General features: G+C 32.0%; 23 protein-coding genes and 1 other annotated feature. All 23 genes read right to left on the bottom strand.

Annotated features, from left to right (window positions below; translation table 11 throughout):
* Window positions 1-176: 176 nt before the first annotated feature.
* Window positions 177-578, bottom strand: a complete 402-nt coding sequence (locus LRR82_RS10750) for an acyl-CoA thioesterase (RefSeq protein WP_249029448.1) — start codon at window positions 576-578, stop codon at window positions 177-179.
* Window positions 578-2254: a biosynthetic-type acetolactate synthase large subunit gene (gene ilvB / locus LRR82_RS10745; protein WP_249029447.1), complete on the bottom strand. Its 1677-nt coding sequence runs from the start codon at window positions 2252-2254 to the stop codon at window positions 578-580. Before ilvB ends, LRR82_RS10750 begins: the two co-directional genes overlap by 1 nt.
* Before the next feature lie 18 nt (window positions 2255-2272).
* Window positions 2273-3943 (bottom strand): dihydroxy-acid dehydratase, encoded by a 1671-nt coding sequence (gene ilvD / locus LRR82_RS10740; protein WP_249029446.1) that lies wholly within the window; start codon window positions 3941-3943, stop codon window positions 2273-2275.
* Between the two features lie 11 nt (window positions 3944-3954).
* Window positions 3955-5037, bottom strand: a complete 1083-nt coding sequence (gene leuB, locus LRR82_RS10735) for a 3-isopropylmalate dehydrogenase (RefSeq protein ID WP_249029445.1) — start codon at window positions 5035-5037, stop codon at window positions 3955-3957.
* 2 nt (window positions 5038-5039) lie between these two features.
* The gene (gene leuD, locus LRR82_RS10730; RefSeq protein WP_249029444.1) at window positions 5040-5525 is read right to left on the bottom strand and encodes a 3-isopropylmalate dehydratase small subunit; all 486 of its coding nucleotides are present in this window, start codon (window positions 5523-5525) and stop codon (window positions 5040-5042) included.
* On the bottom strand, window positions 5525-6802 hold the full coding sequence (gene leuC, locus LRR82_RS10725) for a 3-isopropylmalate dehydratase large subunit (RefSeq protein ID WP_249029443.1): 1278 nt from the start codon (window positions 6800-6802) through the stop codon (window positions 5525-5527). Before leuC ends, leuD begins: the two co-directional genes overlap by 1 nt.
* A 93-nt stretch (window positions 6803-6895) precedes the next feature.
* Window positions 6896-7912 carry a ketol-acid reductoisomerase gene (gene ilvC / locus LRR82_RS10720; protein WP_249029442.1) on the bottom strand — a complete coding sequence of 339 codons (1017 nt, stop codon included), beginning with the start codon at window positions 7910-7912 and terminating at the stop codon, window positions 6896-6898.
* 13 nt (window positions 7913-7925) lie between these two features.
* Window positions 7926-8438, bottom strand: coding sequence for an acetolactate synthase small subunit (ilvN, locus tag LRR82_RS10715; protein WP_249029441.1), 513 nt, complete (start codon window positions 8436-8438; stop codon window positions 7926-7928).
* A 3-nt stretch (window positions 8439-8441) separates the two neighbouring features.
* On the bottom strand, window positions 8442-10121 hold the full coding sequence (gene leuA, locus LRR82_RS10710; protein ID WP_249029440.1) for a 2-isopropylmalate synthase: 1680 nt from the start codon (window positions 10119-10121) through the stop codon (window positions 8442-8444).
* 57 nt (window positions 10122-10178) lie between these two features.
* Window positions 10179-10430: a binding site (T-box leader), on the bottom strand.
* Between the two features lie 277 nt (window positions 10431-10707).
* On the bottom strand, window positions 10708-11745 hold the full coding sequence (locus tag LRR82_RS10705; RefSeq protein ID WP_249029439.1) for a D-alanine--D-alanine ligase family protein: 1038 nt from the start codon (window positions 11743-11745) through the stop codon (window positions 10708-10710).
* 1 nt (window position 11746) lies between these two features.
* On the bottom strand, window positions 11747-13066 hold the full coding sequence (locus LRR82_RS10700) for a UDP-N-acetylmuramoyl-tripeptide--D-alanyl-D-alanine ligase (protein WP_249029438.1): 1320 nt from the start codon (window positions 13064-13066) through the stop codon (window positions 11747-11749).
* Window positions 13066-14205 (bottom strand): zinc ribbon domain-containing protein, encoded by a 1140-nt coding sequence (locus LRR82_RS10695; protein WP_249029437.1) that lies wholly within the window; start codon window positions 14203-14205, stop codon window positions 13066-13068. Before LRR82_RS10695 ends, LRR82_RS10700 begins: the two co-directional genes overlap by 1 nt.
* Before the next feature lie 74 nt (window positions 14206-14279).
* Window positions 14280-15266 (bottom strand): dTDP-glucose 4,6-dehydratase, encoded by a 987-nt coding sequence (gene rfbB, locus LRR82_RS10690; RefSeq protein ID WP_249029436.1) that lies wholly within the window; start codon window positions 15264-15266, stop codon window positions 14280-14282.
* 55 nt (window positions 15267-15321) lie between these two features.
* Window positions 15322-15459, bottom strand: coding sequence for a hypothetical protein (locus tag LRR82_RS10685; protein ID WP_249029435.1), 138 nt, complete (start codon window positions 15457-15459; stop codon window positions 15322-15324).
* A gap of 176 nt (window positions 15460-15635) precedes the next feature.
* The gene (locus LRR82_RS10680) at window positions 15636-15851 is read right to left on the bottom strand and encodes a helix-turn-helix domain-containing protein (protein WP_249029434.1); all 216 of its coding nucleotides are present in this window, start codon (window positions 15849-15851) and stop codon (window positions 15636-15638) included.
* A 1-nt stretch (window position 15852) separates the two neighbouring features.
* Window positions 15853-16803: a DNA-binding protein WhiA gene (gene whiA / locus LRR82_RS10675; protein ID WP_249029433.1), complete on the bottom strand. Its 951-nt coding sequence runs from the start codon at window positions 16801-16803 to the stop codon at window positions 15853-15855.
* 2 nt (window positions 16804-16805) lie between these two features.
* Window positions 16806-17654: an RNase adapter RapZ gene (gene rapZ / locus LRR82_RS10670; RefSeq protein ID WP_249029432.1), complete on the bottom strand. Its 849-nt coding sequence runs from the start codon at window positions 17652-17654 to the stop codon at window positions 16806-16808.
* A 118-nt stretch (window positions 17655-17772) separates the two neighbouring features.
* Entirely contained in the window at window positions 17773-18687 is a 915-nt protein-coding gene (locus tag LRR82_RS10665) for an LCP family protein (protein WP_249029431.1), read from the bottom strand.
* Window positions 18688-18767: 80 nt separating this feature from the next.
* A complete protein-coding gene (locus LRR82_RS10660) occupies window positions 18768-19463 on the bottom strand; it encodes a hypothetical protein (protein ID WP_249029430.1) in 696 nt (231 codons plus the stop codon).
* Window positions 19464-19551: 88 nt separating this feature from the next.
* Window positions 19552-20259 (bottom strand): tyrosine-protein phosphatase, encoded by a 708-nt coding sequence (locus tag LRR82_RS10655; RefSeq protein ID WP_249029429.1) that lies wholly within the window; start codon window positions 20257-20259, stop codon window positions 19552-19554.
* Window positions 20260-20268: 9 nt separating this feature from the next.
* Entirely contained in the window at window positions 20269-20973 is a 705-nt protein-coding gene (locus LRR82_RS10650) for a tyrosine-protein kinase family protein (protein ID WP_249029428.1), read from the bottom strand.
* Window positions 20974-21711, bottom strand: a complete 738-nt coding sequence (locus LRR82_RS10645; RefSeq protein ID WP_249029427.1) for a YveK family protein — start codon at window positions 21709-21711, stop codon at window positions 20974-20976.
* A 597-nt stretch (window positions 21712-22308) separates the two neighbouring features.
* Window positions 22309-23853, bottom strand: a complete 1545-nt coding sequence (locus LRR82_RS10640; RefSeq protein WP_249029426.1) for a lipopolysaccharide biosynthesis protein — start codon at window positions 23851-23853, stop codon at window positions 22309-22311.
* Window positions 23854-23862: the final 9 nt, after the last annotated feature.

The raw sequence follows: 23862 nt of genomic DNA, 5'->3' as shown, positions 1-23862 counted from the left end.
AATTATTTTCATGAAATAGAGATATGATCGATAAATAATCTTCACTTTCCCTTTATACTGAACATTATATTACTTATAAGTAATATTTTCAACGAGATTAACATATTACTGCTCTATAAATACTTCTCTAATATATACTGCAAGTTAAACGTATAAAAAGCAAGACATCGTCTTGCTTATAGTAAATCTATGTATTTTTGATATACTTCTGGATATTTTCTTTTTAAAGAGATAGGTCTTAGGTTTGTGTCTAAGAAACAATGTTTTGACTTGCCTGTAGCTTTTAGTTTGCCATCTACTAAGACTTCATATTCTACCTCAAACTTCACTCCTGTAAAGGTAGTAATCTTAGGAATAATAGTTACTAGATCTGCATATCTAGTAACATCTAGATATTTACATTCTACTTCTAGTACTGGTACTAATACACCTGTAGATTCTAACCAATCATATCCTATTCCTCTTTTACTAAGATAGTCTCCTCTAGCTTCTTCAAACCAACGTATATAGTTGGAATGATGTACTATTTGCATTTGGTCTGTTTCGTAGTATTGTACTAAATGTGTATAGTCATCCATTATTCTTTGATATCCTCTTGACTAAAGCATTCTGAGATAGGAGCACCTGGTGCTACCATTGGGAATACTTTATCATCTTCTTCTATCATACATTCTATTACTACTGGTCCAGTAGCTTGTAATGCTTTTTCGATAGCTGGTGCTACTTCTTCTTTGGTTGTTACACGAATGGCTTGACATCCTAATCCTTCTGCTACTTTGCAGAAGTCTACACTATCATGAAGTACAGTTGCAGAGTAACGTTTTCCATAGAATAATGTTTGCCATTGTCTTACCATTCCTAGTACTTGATTGTTTAAGATTACTTGAATGATAGGAATGTTGTAACGACTTGCAGTAGCAAGTTCGTTCATATTCATACGGAAGCATCCATCTCCTGCAATGTTGAATACATCTTTATGTGGATTACCTAGTTTAGTTCCTAAACTAGCACCTAATCCATAACCCATTGTTCCTGCTCCTCCTGATGATATAAATTGACGAGGATATTTGTATTGGAAGAATTGAGCAGCCCACATTTGGTTTTGTCCTACTTCTGTTGTGATTAGAGCTTCTCCATTTGTTAGGAAGTCAATTTGTTCTACTACGTATTGTCCTGTTAAACGATCTTGAGGATAGGTCATTGGATATCTTTCTTTTAGATCTCTTATTTCTTTTAACCATTGAGGATGGTTTTGTCTTGTTAGTTTTGCATTTAGATCTGTTAAGATGCATGCTGCATCTCCAACTACACCTAGGTGTACGTCGATGTTTTTATTGATTTCTGCTGCATCAATGTCGATATGTAGTATTTTTGCATTGTTAGCGAATTTTTGTGTGTTTCCAGTAACACGATCAGAGAATCTAGCTCCTACTACAATTAGTAAGTCACATTTACTTACTCCAAAGTTAGATGCTTTTGTTCCATGCATTCCTAACATTCCTGTGTATCTAGGACGTGTGTTATCATAGGCACCTTTTCCCATTAGTGAGTCTGCTACTGGAGCATCTATTTTTTCAGCAAATTCTTTTAGTTGAGCACTTGCGTTGCTTGCGATAACTCCGCCTCCTGCAAAGATGAAAGGACAAGATGATGCTTCTATCATTTCTACTGCTTTATCGATATCAGAGGTTGAATAGGTATAGCTTCTAGGTCCTATTGTGTCTGGTATTTTTGGTTCGAATTCAATAGTGGCAGCTGTTGCATCTTTCGTAATGTCTACTAGTACTGGTCCTGGTCTTCCTTCTTTGGCGATGTTAAAGGCTCTACGAATGGTATGTGCTAAGTCTTTTACGTCTTTTACAATAAAGTTATGTTTTGTAATAGGCATTGTTACACCTGTTATGTCAATTTCTTGAAAACTATCTCTACCTAATAATGATCTAGCTACGTTCGCAGTGATTGCAACCATTGGAATAGAATCCATATAAGCTGTTGCAATCCCTGTAACAAGATTTGTAGCTCCTGGTCCAGATGTCGCTAAACAAACTCCTACTTTTCCTGTTGATCTAGCATATCCATCTGCAGCATGACTTGCGCCTTGTTCATGAGAAGTTAGAATATGATTAATTTTATCTTGGTATTTATATAAACTGTCATAGACGTTTAATATCGTTCCTCCCGGATACCCAAATACTGTATCTACACCTTGTTCTAATAAACATTCTACAACTATATCTGCACCTGTTAAAATCATAATACTACTCTCCTCTCTTTATTTTTTAGGTTTTAATACCGCACCTTTAGCTGCTGATGTAACTAATGATGCATATCTTACTAAGTATCCTTTTTTGATTTCTGGTTCTTTTGGTTGCCACCCTACTTTTCTGGCTTCCATTTCTTCATCTGTGATACGTACATTCATAGAATGATTGTAAATATCGATATCAATGATATCTCCTTCATTTACAAAGGCAATAGGTCCTCCTAGTGCTGCTTCTGGTGAAACGTGTCCAATAGAAGCTCCTCTTGTAGCTCCTGAGAAACGTCCATCTGTAATTAAGGCTACATCTTTGTCTAGTCCCATTCCAGCAATTTCACTAGTTGGAGATAACATTTCTCGCATTCCAGGACCACCTTTTGGTCCTTCGTAACGAATAACTACGACATCTCCTTTTCCTATTTTACCGGCACGAATTGCTTCTATTGCCGTATCTTCACTTTCAAATACTCGTGCTGGTCCACTATGTACCATCATTTCTTTGGCTACTGCTGATTGTTTTACAACACTTCCATCAGGAGCTAAGTTTCCTTTTAATACTGCTATTCCACCATAGTTACTATATGGATTTTCTACTGGACGAATGATATTATGATCTAGGTTTACACATCCTTCAATATTTTCTTTGATTGTTTTACCTGTAGCTGTCATTAAGTCTGTTTTTAATAAGTTTAGTTTATCTAACTCATTCATTACTGCATAGACCCCACCAGCATCATTTAAATCTTCCATATATGTGTCACCAGCTGGTGCTAGGTGACATAGATTAGGAGTTTTTTTACTTATTTCATTCGCTATTTCTAAGTCTAATTCTACTCCTGCTTCATAAGCGATAGCAGGTAAGTGTAACATTGAATTAGTAGAACATCCTAATGCCATATCAATTGTTAATGCATTCATAAATGCATCTTCACACATGATTTGACTAGGACGAATATCTCTTTTTACTAAGTCCATGATTTGTATACCAGCTTTTTTAGCTAGACGAATACGCTCTGAATAGACTGCAGGAATTGTTCCATTTCCTTTTAGTCCCATTCCTAACGCTTCTGTTAAGCAGTTCATTGAGTTGGCTGTATACATACCTGAGCATGATCCACATGTTGGACATGCTTTTTGTTCTAGTTCTTTTAGTTTGTCTTCACTGATTTTACCGGCATTAAATTCTCCTACTGCTTCAAATAGAGAAGATAAACATGTTTGTTGGCCATCTACTTTACGACCTGCTAACATTGGGCCACCACTTACAAAGATAGTAGGAACATCAATTCTAGCTGCTGCCATTAATAGTCCTGGTACATTTTTATCACAGTTAGGAACCATTACTAGTCCATCAAATTGATGAGCAGTAGCTACTGCTTCGGTACTATCTGCAATTAATTCTCTGGTTACTAAAGAATATTTCATTCCTGTATGATTCATTGCGATACCATCGCATACTGCGATAGCTGGTATTTCAATAGGAGTTCCTCCTGCTAAGTATACTCCTTTTTTTACTGCTTCTGTTATTTTATCTAGGTTCATGTGTCCTGGAACTATTTCATTATAAGAGTTTACTACTCCGATTAATGGTCTATCTAGTTCTTCTTCTACATAACCTAATGCATTAAATAATGAACGATGTGGTGCTCTTTGACTACCACTTTTTACATTATCACTTTTCATATGTTCTCCTTTTATAAATTGGCTACAATTAAGTCTCCCATTTCTTTTGTACCTACTAGTGTTTTATCTTTTGATAGGATATCAACTGTACGATATCCTTGTTGTAATACTTTTTCTATTGCTTGTTCTACTTCTAATGCTTCTTTACTCAAACCAAAAGAGTAACGTAGCATTAGGGCCATTGATAAGATCGTAGCAATTGGATTTGCTTTATTTGTACCAGCAATATCTGGTGCACTACCATGACTTGGTTCATACATTCCAAAACTGTCATCTCTTAGACTAGCACTAGATAACATTCCAATAGATCCTGTTATCATACTTGCTTCATCTGAAAGAATATCTCCAAACATATTTTCTGTTACAATAACATCAAATTGTTTTGGATCTCTGACTAATTGCATTGCACAGTTATCTACTAACATATGTTCTACTGTTACTTCTGGGTAGTCACTAGCTAGTTCGTTAACTATTTTTCTCCATAGTCTTGATGAATCTAATACGTTTGCTTTATCAACACTGATTAATTGTTTTTTTCTTTTCATCGCTATTTCAAAAGCTTTTTTTACGATTCTTTTTATTTCTGTTTCACTATAAGCTAAGCTATCTGTAGCAACTAGTTGTCCATCTATTTCTTTGGTTTCTCTAGCACCAAAATAGATTCCTCCTGTTAATTCTCTTACTACCATCATATCAAAACCACCTTCAATGATTTCTGGTTTTAGAGGACATGCTTCTTTTAGTTCGTTATATAAATAAGCTGGTCTTAGGTTTGCGAATAAACCTAGTTCTTTTCTTATTGTTAGTAGTCCTGCTTCAGGACGAAGTTTTGGTTCTAGTTGGTACCAAGGAGATGTGTTGGTATCTCCACCAATAGATCCTAGTAAGACACTATCACTGCTTTTAGCAATATCGATTGTTTCTTGGGTAATAGGTACTCCATGAGCATCGATAGATGCTCCTCCCATTAGTACTTCTGTATAGGTAAAGGTATGGTTGTATTTTTTAGCGATTGCTTGTAATACTTTGATTGCTTCATCTACTATTTCTGGTCCGATTCCATCACCTTTGATTATTGTTATATTCTTTTCCATAGTTACCTCTGTTTTTTACTATTTACATAGTTTACTAACCCATCTTGTTCAATCATTTTTTGTAAAAATGCTGGGAAGGGTTGTCCTTGATATTGTTTGTTTTTTGTTTTGTTATAGATAATTCCTGTGATAAAGTCTACTTCTACTTCATCATTTGCTTCAATATCATCTGCTGCTTGAACACATTCAATGATAGCAAATCCAATATTAATAGAATTACGATAGAAGATACGTGCAAAGCTTTTAGCAATAACACATTTTACTCCTGCTGTTTTTAAGCATAGTGGAGCATGTTCTCTAGAAGAACCACATCCAAAGTTTTTCCCTGCTACTATAATATCTCCTACTTGTACTTTTGATGCAAAGGTTGGATCAATGTCTACCATTGCATGAGTAGCTAATTCTTTTGCATCAAATGAATTAAGATATCTAGCTGGTATAATTACGTCTGTATCGACGTTGTCGTTATATTTGAATACTTTTCCCATTAGTTTTGTCCTCCTACTTTTTCAGGATTTGCGATCACACCAGCAATAGCGCTAGCTGCTGCTAGTTGTGGTGATGCTAGGTAGATTAATGATTCTACATGTCCCATACGTCCAACGAAGTTACGGTTGGTTGTTGATACACATTTTTCTCCTGCTGCCATTACACCCATGTGTCCACCCATACAAGGTCCACAGCTTGGGGTATTGAAGGTACATCCTGATTCTATGAAGGTTTCTACTAAACCTTCCATAATGCATTGTAAGTAGATTTTTTGTGTTGCTGGAATGACCATAACACGGACATCTTTGTGTACTTTGTTTCCTTTTAGAATAGCAGCTGCTTTACGCATGTCTTCCATTCTTCCGTTGGTACAACTACCAATGACTACTTGATCTATTTTGATAGCTTCCATTGCTTCTATTTCATCAATTGTTTTTGCATTACCTGGTAAATGAGGGAATGCAACGGTTGGACGAATAGTACTTAAGTCTATTTCAATTATTTCATCATAGATAGCATCTTTGTCTGCTTGATAAATAGTATATTGTTTTGATGAATGTTCTTTCATATAATCTTCAGCTTGTTTATCTACTACAAATATTCCATTTTTAGCACCTGCTTCAATAGCCATATTAGCAATAGTAAAACGATCATCCATTGTAAGATTAGCTATTCCTTCTCCTACAAATTCCATTGATTTATATAAAGCACCATCTACTCCTATTTTACCAATAATATGTAAGATAACATCTTTCCCTGATACATAAGGACTAGGTTTTCCTGTTATTACAAATTGAATAGCACTCGGTACTTTAAACCATAATTCTCCTAAAGCCATCCCGGCAGCAATATCAGTTGTTCCTACTCCAGTAGAAAACGCTCCTAAAGCTCCATAAGTACATGTATGTGAATCAGCTCCAATAATACATTCTCCTGCTACTACAATTCCTTTTTCAGGAAGTAAGGCATGTTCTATTCCCATTTGTCCTATTTCATAGTGATGTGTTAAACATTGACAATTAGAGAATTCTCTTATTGATTTTGAGTTTTCTGCTGATTTAATATCTTTGTTTGGTGTAAAGTGATCTGGTACTAAGACTACTTTTTCTTTGTCAAATACTTTTTCTGCCATTTCATGAAAGATTGGTAAAGCCATTGGACCTGTAATGTCATTTGCCATTACAACATCTAATTTGGCCTCAATTAGTTGTCCTGCTTCGACATGTTCTAATCCTGCATGAGCTGCCAGTATCTTTTGAGTCATTGTCATTGCCATATTTATTTTCCCCCTCTTAAACCCTCATTTTGTAGGTTGTAGCTAAGAAGCAAAGCTTCTTACCTACAACACACAAAAGTGTGTTGAAATCAATTAGTTATTGATTAATTTGTCTTCATCAGACCAGCTATATAAACTACGAATTTCTGCTCCTACTTTTTCACTAGAATGTTCTTTTCCTAATTTACGCATTGCTTTGAAGTGTGCTTGTCCACCAGCTTCAGACATATCTAATAAGAAGTCTTTTGCGAATGTTCCATCTTGGATATCTTTTAATACTTGTTGCATTGCTTTTTTAGTTTCATCTGTAATGATTTTAGGTCCTGTAATATAATCTCCATACTCTGCAGTATTAGAAATAGAATAACGCATTCCTTCAAAACCTGATTGATAAATTAAGTCTACGATTAATTTCATTTCATGAATACATTCAAAATATGCATTACGAGGATCATATCCTGCTTCTGTTAAAGTTTCAAAACCAGCTTGCATTAAAGCTACTACTCCACCACATAATACTGCTTGTTCTCCAAATAAGTCAGTTTCTGTTTCTGTTCTAAAAGTAGTTTCTAATACACCAGCTCTAGCTCCACCAATCGCTAATGCATAAGCTAATGCCATGTCTTTTGCTCTACCTGTTTCATCTTGTTCTACTGCTACTAATGAAGGAACTCCTTTTCCTTCTAAGTATTCACTACGTACTGTATGTCCTGGTCCTTTAGGAGCTACCATTGTTACATCTACTCCTTTAGGAGCTACGATTTGTCCATAATGTACATTAAACCCATGAGCAAACATTAACATGTTTCCTTCTTCTAAGTTAGGTGCAATATCTTCTCTATATACTTTTGCTTGTAATTCATCATTAATTAAGAACATAATTACATCTGCTTTTTTAGCAGCATCTGCTGCTGTAAATACTTCAAATCCTTGAGCTACTGCTTTATCCCAAGATTTAGATCCTTCATATAAACCAATAATTACATTTACTCCTGATTCTTTTGCATTTAATGCATGTGCATGTCCTTGAGAACCGTAACCAATTACTGCTACTGTTTTCCCATCTAATAATTTTAAATCACAATCAGATTCATAATATACTTTTGCCATCTTTCTTTTCCCCCTATTGTTCTTCTGACTCTTTTGTATCAACATTTACTCTCCCTCGTTTCATACCAGATAAACCAGTACGAACGATTTCAGTTATATTGAATCCTTCTAACATTCCCAGTAACCCATCAATTTTACCTTGATCTCCAGTTACCTCTATAATTAAAGACGTAGGTGCAACATCAATAATATGTGCACGAAATATATCTACGATCGAAACAATAGAAGAGCGAACCTCTTCTGTAGCTTCTACTTTAATTAACACTAATTCTCGATATACTGATTCACTTGGAACTAATTCACAAATATCAATTACATCGACTAACTTACTTAATTGCTTTTCTATTTGCATTAAGTTTCTTTCATCACCATGGGCTACCACGGTCATTCTTGAAATGTGAGGAACATTTGTCTTCCCTACACTTAAACTATCTATACTATATCCACGTCGACTAAACAAGCCAGATACTCTACTAAGCACACCAGCATTATTTTCTACCAACAAAGATAACACTAAACGATTCATGTTTTACATCCCTGCCTTTCTTTGATACAAACGATTCAACCCTGATACAATAGCCATAATCGTTGCAGTTGCAATATTTGGATGAACACCTACCCCAAATTCTTGAATAGCACTACCTTTTAGACGTAAGTGAACATATGCAGCAGCTTTTGAACTAGATCCTGAAGTTAATGCATGTTCACTATAGTCTAATAAGTGTGATCCTATAAATCCATTTGAATTAAAGGCATCTTTCACAGCATCAATAGGTCCATTTCCATAACCTATTATTTCTTTTACTACACCATGATCTTCTAAGATAAGTACTGCTTTTCTTTCATGTTCTTCATTTTCTTCTGAAATATCAATTAATTGTTGTTTTATTAATTTATATGGTTGATTATTCTCTACATATTGTTCTACAAATGTATCATATACTCTTTCTGGTGATACTTCTCCTTCTTCTTCTGAAATATCTTGAATCACCTTAGCAAAATCTGCTTGTAATCCTTTTGGTAAGTGATATCCATACATACTATCCATCACATAAGATACACCACCTTTACCAGATTGTGAATTAATACGAACAATTGGTTCATATTGTCTTCCTAAATCACTAGGATCAATTGGTAAATAAGGAACTTCCCATATTCCTGCATTTCTTTCTCGATAACATTGCATTCCTTTATTAATTGCATCTTGGTGACTACCAGAAAATGCCGTAAATACCAATTGTCCAACATAAGGATGTCTTGGCGGTATTTCCATTTTTGTAACTTTTTCAAAAACATGTTTAATATCATTAATCTTAGAACAATCTAACTCTGGATTGACACCTTGTGTAAACATATTTAGTGCCAATGTAATAATATCTACATTTCCAGTACGTTCTCCATTCCCAAATAGAGTTCCTTCCACACGGTCTGCACCAGCCATAATTCCTAACTCACTAGCTGCAACTCCACATCCTCTATCATTGTGAGCATGTAAGCTCACAATAACACGACTTCTATCTTTGAAATTACGACACATCCATTCTATTTGATCAGCATATACATTAGGTGAAGACATTTCTACTGTAGAAGGAAGATTAATAATTACTTTCTTATCACTAGATGCTTCCCATTCATCCATCACTGCTTCACATACTTCTAATGCATATTCTACTTCTGTTCCAGTAAAGCTTTCTGGTGAGTATTCTAGTAATACTTCTCCTTTGAATTCTTGAGCTAATTCTTTTACTAGTTTGACTCCTTCTACTGCTATTTTCTTTATTTCATCTTGACCTTTATGGAAGACAACATCTCTTTGTAAAATAGATGTTGAATTATAAATATGAACGATTGCTTTTGGTAATCCTTCTAAAGATTCAAATGTTTTACGAATTAGATGTTCTCTTGCTTGTGTTAATACTTGAACTGTAACATCATCAGGTACTAAGTTTTCATCTATTAGTATTCTAAGAAAATCATATTCTATTTGACTAGAAGAAGGAAAACCTACTTCTATTTCTTTAAATCCCATATCTACTAATAATTGAAACATCATTACTTTTTCTTCTATTTTCATTGGTGTAATTAATGCTTGATTTCCATCTCTTAAATCTACAGATGTCCAAATAGGTGCTTTCGTAATCTCATTATCTGGCCATGTACGATCTGGTAGTTTGATTGTTTCAAACTTTTTGTATTTTTGATAATTCATGATATTCCCTCCCAATTTATCTATAAAAAAAACTCGCACTCAAAATGATCTTATCATCTTAAGGACGAGAGCATAGTTATCCCGTGGTTCCACCTTTATTTATTTATACCTCACAATATAAATCTCATCAAGTACGCTATTTCAAATAGTCCATACCCTTGCATGATAACGGATGCTTCCGAAGCCACTTACTATCTTTCAGTGCTCTACTCAAGGATGAGTTCAATAGTCATAAAACAATTCTTTCCACCAACCAGAATCTCTCTATGCATTCATATACTATCTACTAGTTCCTATCTTTGCATTTGCTTTTATAGTTATTTGTATTTTATAAGTTATACTCTCATATGTCAACTGTTTTGTACTATTTTTTCTTATTAACGAAAATATAGTACATACTATTTATTGTTTTCATAAAAATACAATCTTAACACCTTAAAGATTATACAAAACAATATAAAAAAGCATTCCTATAAAGCAATAGAATAAAGAGTTGACTATTGTCAACTCTTTAAGGATTTATAATGGAATTAGATCTATGTTCTTATTTTTAAAGACATTCGTTCATCATAATATTCATACTAGTTTATCTTTGATAAGCTAATTCTATTAGCTTATCAATTAGTTCTTGATACGTAATACCTAAATCTTGTATTAGTTGTGGATACATAGAAATAACTGTAAATCCAGGTAACGTATTAATTTCATTTAAATAGATTTCTCCACTTTGTTTATCTAAGAAAAAGTCTACTCTACTTAAACCATGTCCATCTACTGCTTTAAATACTTTTAGGGCATACTCTCTTATTTTATCTTGAATAGATGGATCTACATTAGCAGGTATACATGTTTTACTTTCTTTATCTTCATATTTAGATTCAAAAGTATAGAATTCTCCATGAGGCATAATTTGTCCTACTCTTGATACAATCGGATCATCATTACCTAATACTGCTGTTTCTAATTCAATGCAGTCTACACATTTTTCTACGACTACTTTACGATCATATTTAGCAGCTGCTTGTAAGCTAGTAAGAAGTTCTTCTTTTTGATTCACACGATAACATCCAACACTAGAACCAGAGTTACTTGCTTTAATAAAGCAAGGGAATCCTAGTTCTTTTTCGATTTGGTTTTCTATGTCTGTATATTCTTCAAAAGAGTTAGATACTACTACTAACGTATTATCATATCTTCTTTTTACATACATACTAGGTACTTGTGGGATACCCACTGTATCTAGTATTTTCTTTGTATATATTTTATCCATTGAGACACTAGAAGCTAATACTCGACAACCTACATAAGGAAGTCCTGCTAGTTCAAATAATCCTTGGATAGTACCATCTTCACCATATAGACCATGTAATACAGGGAAAGCTACTTCTTGGCTTTTTAGTAAACCAAATACATCGATTACTTTCGTAGCATTATCTAACCATGTTTCTTTTGTTATATCTTGTATCTTACTATCTAATTGATACCATGAGCCTTCTTCAGTAATGCCTATTACAGTTACTTGATATTTTGAATGATCAATGACACTTAGCAATGATGTTGTAGACATTCTAGAAACAATATGTTCACTTGATTGTCCTCCACATATTATTAATAATTTTTTCATATTAACCCTCCATTAATTTTATTACTATTTCTTTTAATTTCATTCCATTTGATGCTTTTAATAAACAAATATCTTTTGGTTCTAAGTATTCTTTTAGTAAGTTATAGAGTTCTACATTTGTAGCTACACAAAATACATCCTTCATACCCTCCTGCATTGCACCTTGTGCAATGTAGGTAGCTTCTGTTCCTATGCAAAATAAGACATCACAACAAGCACTAGCGTGTTTACCTACCGATAAGTGTAATTCTTTAGAATAGTCTCCTAGTTCTAACATATCTCCTAGTACTGCTATTCTTCTTGTTTGATAGTTTTTTAGTACGTCTAATGATGATTTCATTGATTCTTCACTAGCGTTATAAGTACCATCTATTAGTTGAATATCATTATCTAATGGATGTATATCCATTCTATTTTTAGTTAGTTTAAATTCTTCAATACCTTTTTTACATAGATCAAAAGGAATATCTAATAATTCTCCTAAAGCTAGTGCTAACAAGGCATTCGTAATAAAATGTTTTCCTGCTACTGGTACATGTATTGTTTGGTTATGATATTGAAAGTCACTACTTGTTTCATAATAGATAGGATCTAATCCTTCTTTTTCTAATGATACTGAAATAATCGGATGATTATCTAATTGTACTGTAGATAACATATCGTTATCTACATTTAAGATAACATTTGTGTTATCTTCCATATATTCTAGTATTTCTAGTTTCGCTTTTAGAATATTTTCTCTACTTCCTACTTCACCAATGTGGGCAGTGCCTACATTGGTAATGATTGCAATATCAGGAGTAGCTATAGAAGATAGATGTGCCATTTCTCTTAAATGATTCATTCCCATTTCTAGAATCACTACTTCTTCATTAGAATGACGTAATATAGTCAAAGGTAACCCTATTTCATTATTATAATTCCCTAGTGTTTTTAATGTTTTATACTTTTGTTTCATAACACTATATACCATATCTTTGGTACTAGTTTTACCTACACTACCTGTAATACCGATAACTTTCATTTCACGATGTGTGCGAACATATCGTGCCATATCTTGTAATCCTAGAAGAGTATCTTCTACTTGTATGACGATACTATTAGGATAGTCTACTTTCTTACTTGTTAGTACTGCAATAGCACCAGCATCCATCGCTTGTTGGATATAATCATGTCCATCACTATTTTCACCTATTAATGCTATATACATATCTCCAGGCTGTAGTTTCCTTGTATCTTGGCAAAAACCATAAATAGGTGTATTACTATCACCTGATAGTAATACTCCATTAGTAGCTTCTATTATTTCATATACTTTCATTAGAATTCTTCCACGCCTTCCCATTCTATTTCTTCATCTTCTTTATAATCACTATGTAACATTCCATCATACATAACTTGTTTTGTTCCATTAATGTCATATACATAATAACTACCTTCACTCATATTATAATAGAACAATATGTTTCCTATACCTTCTAAATCTGTAACACCAGATTGTTCTATTACTTCATAAGTATCATCATCTAATTGTCCATATAACATCCCATAAATATCACTAAAATATAATCTTCCATCAATAAAAGTAATATCTAATGGATAAGTAGTTACTACTTCACTTTCTAATTCTTTATCTACCGTATATATCATGATACCAGTAGGTATCATGATATATAGTTCATCTTCATATACTACAAAATCAGTTACTTCTGTTGTAATTAATTTTTTTGTATCATTTAATAACCATAAGTTATTACTAGTATCTACATAATAGATATCATTATCTACTACTGTTAACATATAGGATACTTCATCATTTAGTTTACTATCTTCTTGTGTATCGATATTATATTGATGTATCGATTCATTATCACTATCATGTTGATAAGTAATAATATTATCTTGAATCGATACATAGTAAACATTTTCTAAGACTAGTTCTTTTTCTAATGTATCTAGGTTTATCTTTTGACAATCATTATTAGAATCTACAAAATATAAATAGTTATCTACTACATGTAAGTTTTCTCCATATTCATAAGCTATTACTTGTACTTCTTCCATAGCATAACTATATTCATAGATATATCCTTCCATCGCTAAATATAAACTATTCTCTCCTTGACATATCATACCATCTCCTTGCAAAGATGCTTGGATATCATAGTAACTACTATCATAGGTGATAGTAGGCGTTATGGTATAAGAGCTAATGGTTAGTTCTAATCCAACACATATTACTAGAAATAGAATGGATACTATCCATATAATAGGACTAAAAAAGTAGTTTCTACCTTTTTTAGTTTCTTCATAGATAGGTTCTTCTATGATTGTTTCATAGTTTCTTTCTATAGGTATATAACCACTTACTGGTTTTTCTACTGTTTCTAGTTTTGCACCACACATACTACAATATTTATGTGTATCATTATTATCATATCCACAATATGTACAAATCATTATACCACCCCTTTAAGTCTACATTTTATCATAAATATAATAAAAATGATAATGAAAATAGGCTAGAATCTAGCCTATTTTGTTTTAGATAAAATATCTTGCCACCATTCTTTGTTTTCTAAATACCAACTTACTGTTTTCTTTAAACCTTCATTGAAACTTGTTTCTGGATACCAATTTAGTGATTGATTTATTTTTGTATTATCAATTGCATAACGTAAATCGTGTCCTTTACGATCTTCTACATAGATGATAGATGATTGTTCTTTATTTAGTAGATTACATATATTTAGTACAACATCTTTGTTAGTAAGCTCTTGGTTTCCACCAATGTTATAGGTTTGTCCTACTATTCCTTGATGTAATATCTTGTCTATTGCTTTACAGTGATCTACTACATATATCCAATCTCTTCTATTTTCACCATTACCATAGATTGGTAATGGTTTATTTAATAAGGCATTGGTTATCATTAGAGGTATTAGTTTTTCAGGGAACTGATAGGGACCATAGTTATTAGAAGATCTACTTATTGTTACTGGTAGTTTATGTGTACGATGATATGCTTGTACAAGCATATCTGCGGATGCTTTGGATACAGAGTAAGGACTACTAGGGTTTAATGGTGTTGTTTCATTGAATAATATATTAGGTTTATCGAATGACAAATCACCATATACTTCATCTGTTGATATTTGATGGTATCTAGAGATACCATATTTTAGACATGCATCTAGTAATATATTTGTTCCTATTACATTTGTTTCTAAGAAAGTAGTTGCATCTTCGATAGAACGATCAACATGTGACTCTGCTGCAAAGTTTACAATGATATCTGGTTTATAATCAACAAATACTTTATCTATTAATTGTTTATTTGTAATGGATGCATGTATAAAATGAAAGTTAGGGTTATTCCTAACTGATTCTAAGTTTTTTATGTTTCCTGCATAAGTTAGGGAATCTACTACGATGACTTGATATGTTGGATATTTATCTAGCATATATAATACAAAGTTACTTCCTATAAATCCTGCTCCACCTGTTACAATAATCTTCACGCTACCCCTTCTTTCTATACTTTGAGTATATTATAATTTAGCAAAAAACGAAAGACTAGTCTTCCGTTTCTTCTACAATCGTATAATCTACATCGATTACATCTCCATGAGTGTTTGATGATTGATAAGATTGTTTCTTTTGTTGTGTTTCTTTTTCAAAGTTTTGATAATATTCTTGTGTTTGTTTTTCCATTGATTTTCTTTTAAAACCAGAGTATATTACGAATACTCCTATAATAATCCAAAAGTATGGATTTAAAAGAAGATGGAAAAAGAAAGTAAAGATTATGTATATGAACATAAAGAATAATATATAATATAAAAATGCCATTTTACCCACTCCTCGTCTTTTATTACTATATGATGTAATTATGAATTAAACATGAACAAATCATTTTCTGTTACTTGCAGACCATAAGCTAGTTTATGTATCGCTCTTAGCGATACATTTCTAGTTCCTCTTTCTACATCAGAGATGTAGTTTTTAGATAGTCCTGAACGAAACGCTAGTTCTTCTTGAGATATTTTTTGTGATAGTCTTAGTTGTTTTACTTTGTGACCAAATCTACGTTCAATTGTTTCCATATTAGTTTGTCTCCATTACACGTAATCTTTCTGCTTCATCATGTATTTTCTTTAGTCGATGATGCAATCCTGATTTACTAATGGTTTCTCCTGTTTCTTCTAAATAATAATTAGCAAGTTCTTTTAAACTTACTTCGGGATATTTTAAACGAACTTTCGCTACTTTTTTTGTTTTATCATCTAACATATCAATTCCTAGAAACATTTCTATTACATGAATGTCTTCTATGTGTTTGTTAGCAGTAGTGATAGATTTCATTTCGTTTGCGATATCACAGTTATTCCAACGGTTTACTGTGTTAGACATGTTACGATCTATTCTTGTTGTTTCAAAGTGCATAACGGATTGGCTAGCACCTATGGCTCTCATAAAGTCACCTATTTTTTCTGATGATTTTAGGTAGACTATGTATTTGTTTCTTCTTTGAATGCATTTTGCATTCAAGTCGAAACGATTCATGAGGTCTTGTATGAAGGTTGCATGTTCTTGTTGGCTTAGTGATATTTCTAGGTGATAGTTAGATGTGTCTGGTGGATTTACACTTCCACTAGATAAGAAGGCTCCTGCTAGATAAGCTCTTTTACAGCATTCTTTTCGAATCATCTTTTTGTCTGGTACATCTTGAAAACCAAAACCAGACATTAGTGATAGGTCATCTAGTATTTCTCTTGCTTTTGATACTTTTACAACATAGACGTTGTTCTTTTTTAGTTTCATTTTACGTGATACTAAGAATTCTATGGTTGGAGCATAGGTTTCTTTTAACATTTTATGTATTTTAGAAGCTATTTTAGCATTTTCTGTACGAATGGTTAGTGCTAAGCCTTGGTTGCTTAAGGCTAGTGTACCGTTTATTTTAATAATGGCACATAGCATTGCTTTGGAACAACATTCATTGAAGTCGTTGAAAACGACTTCTTCTTTTACTGTTCTTGAAAAGGATACTTTCATAATTAGTGATGTGCATCTCTATGGAGACAATGTACTTGATATTGTTTTGCATAAACACTAGCAAAGTAGTTTGTTAGTGTAACTGAACGATGTTGTCCACCAGTACATCCAATTCCAATGATTAAATGCATCTTCCCTTCTTTTTCATATTCTTTGATTAAGTAATCTAAGTATTCTGTTGTTTTTTTAACAAATAAACTTGTTTCTTCTTTTTCCATAACATAGTCATATACTTCTTTATCATTTCCTGTTTTTTCTCTTAGTTCTTCTAAATAGAAAGGATTTGGTAAGAAACGTACATCTAGTAATAGATCTGCATCTTTAGGAACACCATATTTGAATCCAAAGGATTCAAAACTGATACGGAAAGGTGCAATAATTCCTTTAGAGAAGTATCCTTCTATAAGTTCTTGGAATTTTACGAATTTTAGTTTTGAAGTATCCATTGTAAAATTAGCTAAATTAGAGATAGGTTCTGCTAGTTTTCTTTCAAAAGAAATACCTTCTACTAAAGAAGCAGCTTTATTTGATATTAGTAATGGATGTGATCTTCTTGTTTCTCTATATCTCTTTACAATGATTTCATCATCGCAATCAAGAAATACTACAGTAAGACTAATCCAATCCATATTAGATAATAATCGTATTGCTTTAATAGAGTCTCCTAAACTAACTGCTAAAGCTATTTTATGATACTTAGCATCACTTTTTACTAATTCTCCAAACTCTTCTAATAAGTCTACTGGATAATTATCAATACAACGATACGCTAAGTTTTCAAAGCAAGCCATTGCACTAGTTTTCCCAGCTCCTGACATACCTGTAACAATTACTATTTCTTTTTTGTCCATCTTTATCACTCCTTTCTTCTATAGTACCAAATATACAACAATAAGTGTATATTTATTTTAAAAAGATAGTGAAATAGTTTTATAATAGAAAAGCGACATTTACATGTCGCTACTTTTATTAGTAATTTGGATTGTAAAATAGATTAAATATGGTTTCTAATAAAGAATCTTCATCTAAATATACTTCATAATATTCTTCACCTAAAACTGTTTCTCCTTCTATATAATTACTTCCTAAGAATTCATATTCTTGAATATTTGTATTCATACTAGTAAGTTCATTAATAGTTGCATCAGTTAATAAATAATCAGAAAGATCATTTATTACTAAGTTTACTAAGCTTACATCTGTTTCCATCATTTTAGTATATAAGTTATCTAAATATATTTGTTGTCTTTCCATACGTGCAGCATTTGTACCATCTCCAACAGTCATTCTAGCTCTTAAGTAATTTAGTGCTTGATCTCCATCTAATAGAATTGTTTCTCCTTCTATTAAAGTAGAATCTACTGATGTTAAATCTTCATTAATCGTTACTTCTATACCACCATAAGCATCATTTAGTATTGGTATCGCACTCATTGTAACAGAAATATAATAATCAATAGAAATATCATTAAGGAGTCTAGATACTGCTGTAACTGTATTCTCACAGCTTTCTTCTAATCCATCTCCATATGTATGAGCTAAAGCTAATTGTCCTGTATATGTTCCTGTTATTGTTCCACTTATTCCAAGAACATCCATTTCAAGTATTGTATCTCTGCTTAAGTAAAGCACTTCAAAGGTTTTATTAGTATGATCAAATATGATTAATGAAACAAAATCAGTTTGAGCAGAATTGTTATAAGATTCACTGGATACTTGAGCACCAAACTCATCAATACCCATAAATAAGACTAATTCTAAATTTGATTTTTCATCATATGTTTGTCCATTATATTCTAGTGCAGTTGTTGTATCAAACGGATTTCCATTATCAATGGCTTCTTCTGTTTGATTAAAATTAGTAAAAAAATAGTAGCCAGACACCACAGAAACGCATGCCAATATAGCGACTACTATTTTATATATACTTATACTTGTTTTTTTCAAATCTTTAAAAGTTGAAATTATTCAACTTCTTTTTTACGAGTTACTACTAAAGCTACCGCTACTGCTGCACAACCAGCTGCAATAATACCATACATAGCTACGTTAGTATTGTCTCCAGTATCAACTGAATCACTTGATGAATCATCAGCTGCAACTGTATTACTTACAAAAGCAATTGGGCATAACTCACTGAAAGTAACAGTTAAAGTTGAACCATCAGCACTTAAAGTTACATCTTCGCTTGATACAGGAACCCATTCACCATCACAATTAGCCATTACATAGAATGTTTCTCCAGCATCTGCAGTTACTGCAAATGAAAGTGTAACAGTTCCACCAGCATCTAATACATCATATACTTCTGTTGGTACATCTAAATAAAATAAATCACGTACAGCTAAATCATCTGCACTTTCACCATCTTCTAATACATCTGCTAAAGCAGGAACTAAAGTTACTAGTGATGACGCATCCTTAATTTCTTCATAAGCTGCATCTAAAGCTACTTGATCATCTGCATCTAATGTACTTAAATCTGCTAAAGCAGTAATTTCAATATCAGCAACGTCAATAACTGCTCCTGTTGAAGTAGTTACAGTTGAAATAGTTGGTGCAGCCTTTGCTTCCACACTAGATACTACTGTTGCATTTACTGAACAAACCGATACAGCTAACATAGCACATACGATTAAAGAACTTACAATTTTTTTCATTTTTACATCTCCTCCTTGAATTTCTAATACTTTCTTCAGTTTACTACATAATTTTTAAAAATCAATAGATATTACCTTAAAAAATGAATTATTTTCCTGAAATGTTAAGAATTAAACTATTTTCATTAAAAATTGATAACACTTGCTTTAAACAACCTTTTTTCTCTAAATAATTCATCGCTAATAGAAGATTAGGATTGCGACTTGTCATATTATGACAGTCGCTACCTAATGCATCTATATAACCTTGTTTTAATAAAGATAATGCATATCTTCTTGTTTTATGATTCATAAAGAAAGTAGCATTTACTTGAAATAAGATACCTTGTTCTTTTAGATACATAAATACATCTTTATTTCCACTAAATCCTATATATCTTTCAATATGAGCTAAAACCACTGTCAAACCACATTGATTTTGAAGTTTAATTACTTCAGAAATGTGTTCTTGAGTAAAAGAACACATTGGTAATTCTAACAATAATACATTTGTTCCTTCTACACACAAAGAATGAATATCTGTGCCTAAACTACTGATTCCATAATAATAATATACTTCTGCTCCTAAAAGGAGTTTAGGCATAGAGTCATCCATAATAGCATCTACTTTATCTTTTGCTTTTTTTCTATTACTTATAAAGTCTTGTAATGAAATATTCATAGGATAATAATGTGGTGTTGCAATCATGTATTCTACACCTTGCTTCTTAGATTCTTTTAGCATTTGTATTGTTGTTTCTATACTATCACTACCATCATCTATTCCTGGTAATATATGACTATGAAAATCTATCATTTCATCATCCTATTTATATTCATATTTACCACTATACTTATTACCATATCCAAATCCACTATTCTTTTGTCCTCTATATACAAAACCTAGAATTCTAGCATTTACATATTTCAATTGTGATATAGATTGATGTAATGCTTTTTTCTCACTATAGTCTTGACGAGTTACAATAATCATACCATCTGTATATTTAGAAACAACTATTGGATCAGATACTAGTGTTATTGGTGGTAAGTCCAATACAATGTAATCATATTCTTTTTTTAGTAATTCTAGAACTTTTTTCATACTATTTGAATCTAGTATTTCAGATGGGTTTGGTGGTATAGGACCACTTAACATGAAATTTAAATTAGGAAAACTTTTATCTTTAATGATTACACTAGCTATATTCTTTTGAACACCTGTTAAAATAGAAGAAAGACCATCTTCTGATTGAATGTGTAAGTGTTTACCAGCACTTGGTAAACGCATATCACATTCAATAAATAATACTTTCTTGTTTGTAACAGCTAGTGTATAGGCTATATTAATAGCCGTTGTACTTTTCCCTTCTCCTTTTAGAGAACTAGTAATTCCTATTACAGGACAACTAATTTCATCTGTAAAGGAATAAACAATATTTGTACGAAGCATTTTATAAGCTTCTGTAGCAGCGAAAGGTAAATTTGGATAAATTAGATTCGCATCATTTAATGTACTTACTTTACTCATTTACAGGCCTCCTTTTTTTCCGGTTTTTATACCACCATAATATCCACCTTTAGTTTCACCTTCAGGAATAGATGCTAGAATAGGATAATCATATGTTTGACTAATATAGTCTTGACTACGAATTACACTATCAAACAATATTTGTAATAAAATAATACCACTTACTAGAACAAATCCAATCATTGCACCTTTTATTGTATCCGTAAGTACTACAGGATATACTTGATTTACTGCTTCTACTGCATAATCTACAATACGTACATCACTACCATCTACTACATCACTAATACAGTCAGGTAGTACTGTTCCTATTGTATTAGCAATATCTGCAGCTTCTGATGCAGATTCATTCGTAACAGTAACACTAAAGACCTCTGTGCTATTTACTGATGCTGCACTAATCATTGAAAGCATTTCCTCATATGTGTAGTCATAATTTCCTTCATCAATGATCTCATTAATTACAGTTCTTGTTTCTAATATAACAATATATGTCTCTATCAGACTCTGTGCAGCAGATAACTCACCACTAGTAATACTATATGATGTACTACCTAATGAAAAGGTACTATTGTTTACATATAACTTTACATCTGCCTCATACAATGGTGTTTTAACAAAGCTACTATACCCAAACATAGCAGTTGCCCCTAGTATTGTTGCAATAGCAATAATCCAGCTTTTCTTTAACATTGTCTTAAACACAACAGACAAATCTATAAAAATATCATCTTCCATATTATTCCCCTTTTCTTTAATTAATATACTTATTTTTAAAACTACTACTAGTATATCATTTTGACTGTGATTTTCAATGAAAAAGGCACAATAAAAATGTAGCACTGATTAACTTATGATAATGTCTTATTATGATTATGAAGAATTAAGGGTGATTGTGAAATTATGTTGTTATCTACATAATTTCACACTTACTTATAAGTGAACATTCTGCCAAAATAAAAAGAGTAGAATCACCAAGGGGACCCTACAAAAAATCTAAAAAATAAAAAACTGTAATTTATGTTTGCATCAGCTTTAAAAGCACCCCAATTTATAGAAAAAGAAAAAGGACAAGTGATTACTTAATAATCACTTGTCCCCCAGTCTTGACACAGAGCCAATAAAAAGAGTAGGATCACCAAGGGGACCCTACAAAAAATCGAAAAAATAAAAAAACTGTAATTTATGTTCGCATTGGCTTTAAAAATAGAACGGGGAAAATTATCCCCGCTCTATTTTTAAAGCTTTTTTACGCTAAACCCCGCTAGATTTTAAAGCGCCGATATCGGCAAACTCTACAATAACGTAAAGCTGAATTTTCATAAAATTCTATTATCATTTATAACGCCTGAACAATTTTCCTTTAACATTATTTTTCAGCGTTGATAATATTTTTTTATAATATATATTTTTAAAGTTAAAAAGTGTGACGCCTACACTGAATACAATAATTGCTGTGACACCCCTTAAAACAAATGCTAAAACCGTATTACTTTCTATTAAAGATACAACACACATTGATACCATTATAATTATTAACGATGTAAAAACTTTCAAAATAAGATGTACATAATATGACTTTACATCACGCTTAAGTCCATACTTAAAAACCATATACGGTTCAACTAGAAAGTTTATCATAACATTAGTAATTATAGTTGCCACCAAAACTCCTACTATGCCCATTCTTTGGACTAATATAACGGAAAGGATTAAATTTAATCCTCCTTCAAAAAGAGGTTTAAATTTATCTTGGTCATATATTCCATAAACTTCTTTAAACAATAATGTATTTTTTCTCATCCCCTTAATAAAGAAGTCTAACACGATTACTATTACGATTGACATATCAAATAAATAACTTGTATCATTTAACCATATAGTTCCTATAAAAGGATTCAAAAGATTAACCAAACAAATTGCGCAAAACAAATAAATCACATACCAAATAAAGTCATTAAACATGAAAAAATCATAGCACTTCTTATCGTTTTCTTTCGTCACATAGTTTCCTATTCCTGCCCTAATGGAACCTTCTATAAGCGTTATAACTGCAGATATATTAGCAATAATTAGTGTGTAATTTGAGTATATTCCAACTGCTGATAATCCTATAAAGGCGGATATCACAATGTTGTCAACACCAACTACCAGGAGCGACCCAATTTTATGTAAAAAAAGTGCTTTTACATTTGTGATTAGTTTGTTTTTTTTCTCATCATCCAAACATGAAACGGATGATTTATCCTTTAAAAACGGATAAACTCTCAGTGTTTTATAATAAAGAAAAATATTTGTCAATAATGTGAATATAATGCTAGCTATTAAGTAAAAAATATAGTCCCTAGTAACAATCAAAAGAACTGCTTGTGCAATCATCATACACACCTTAAATATTTCCGAATAAAATTTTACCATATAAATTTTCTGATCGGCTGTTAAAAGACTTTGGTTATAACTGAAGAAATAAGAACTTGCACTATTGAAAATAAATAATAAATAAATCAAATTAAGACTTTCAATAGATGTTTCTCCTGCAATAAAATATGGTAGAGCAGGTAATAAACACATACCTAAAATAAATACTAGACATCCTATAACGTTATATACTTTCTTATAAATTAGCATGTACGTTTTAACTAACTCTACATCATTATCAGCTAAAGGAGCGTAAAGAGAATAAACTATAGCAGTTCCAATACCTAACTCAGCTAGAGATAGAAAAGATAAAATATTAGTAAATAACCCATTGATTCCCAAATAATCAACCGATAAAACTTTAATAAATATTGTTCTTAGCCCGAAAGCCATTACAATGTTCACACTATAACACAATATGGATACATATAAATTTTTAACTGCTTTCTTTCTTCTCGACATACTGACTCC

This window comes from Tannockella kyphosi (assembly GCF_021054785.1).
Taxonomy (GTDB): domain Bacteria; phylum Bacillota_I; class Bacilli_A; order Erysipelotrichales; family Coprobacillaceae; genus Tannockella; species Tannockella kyphosi.
The sequence above is the reverse complement of the archived record's forward strand: the minus strand, read 5'-3'. Positions and strand labels throughout refer to the sequence as shown.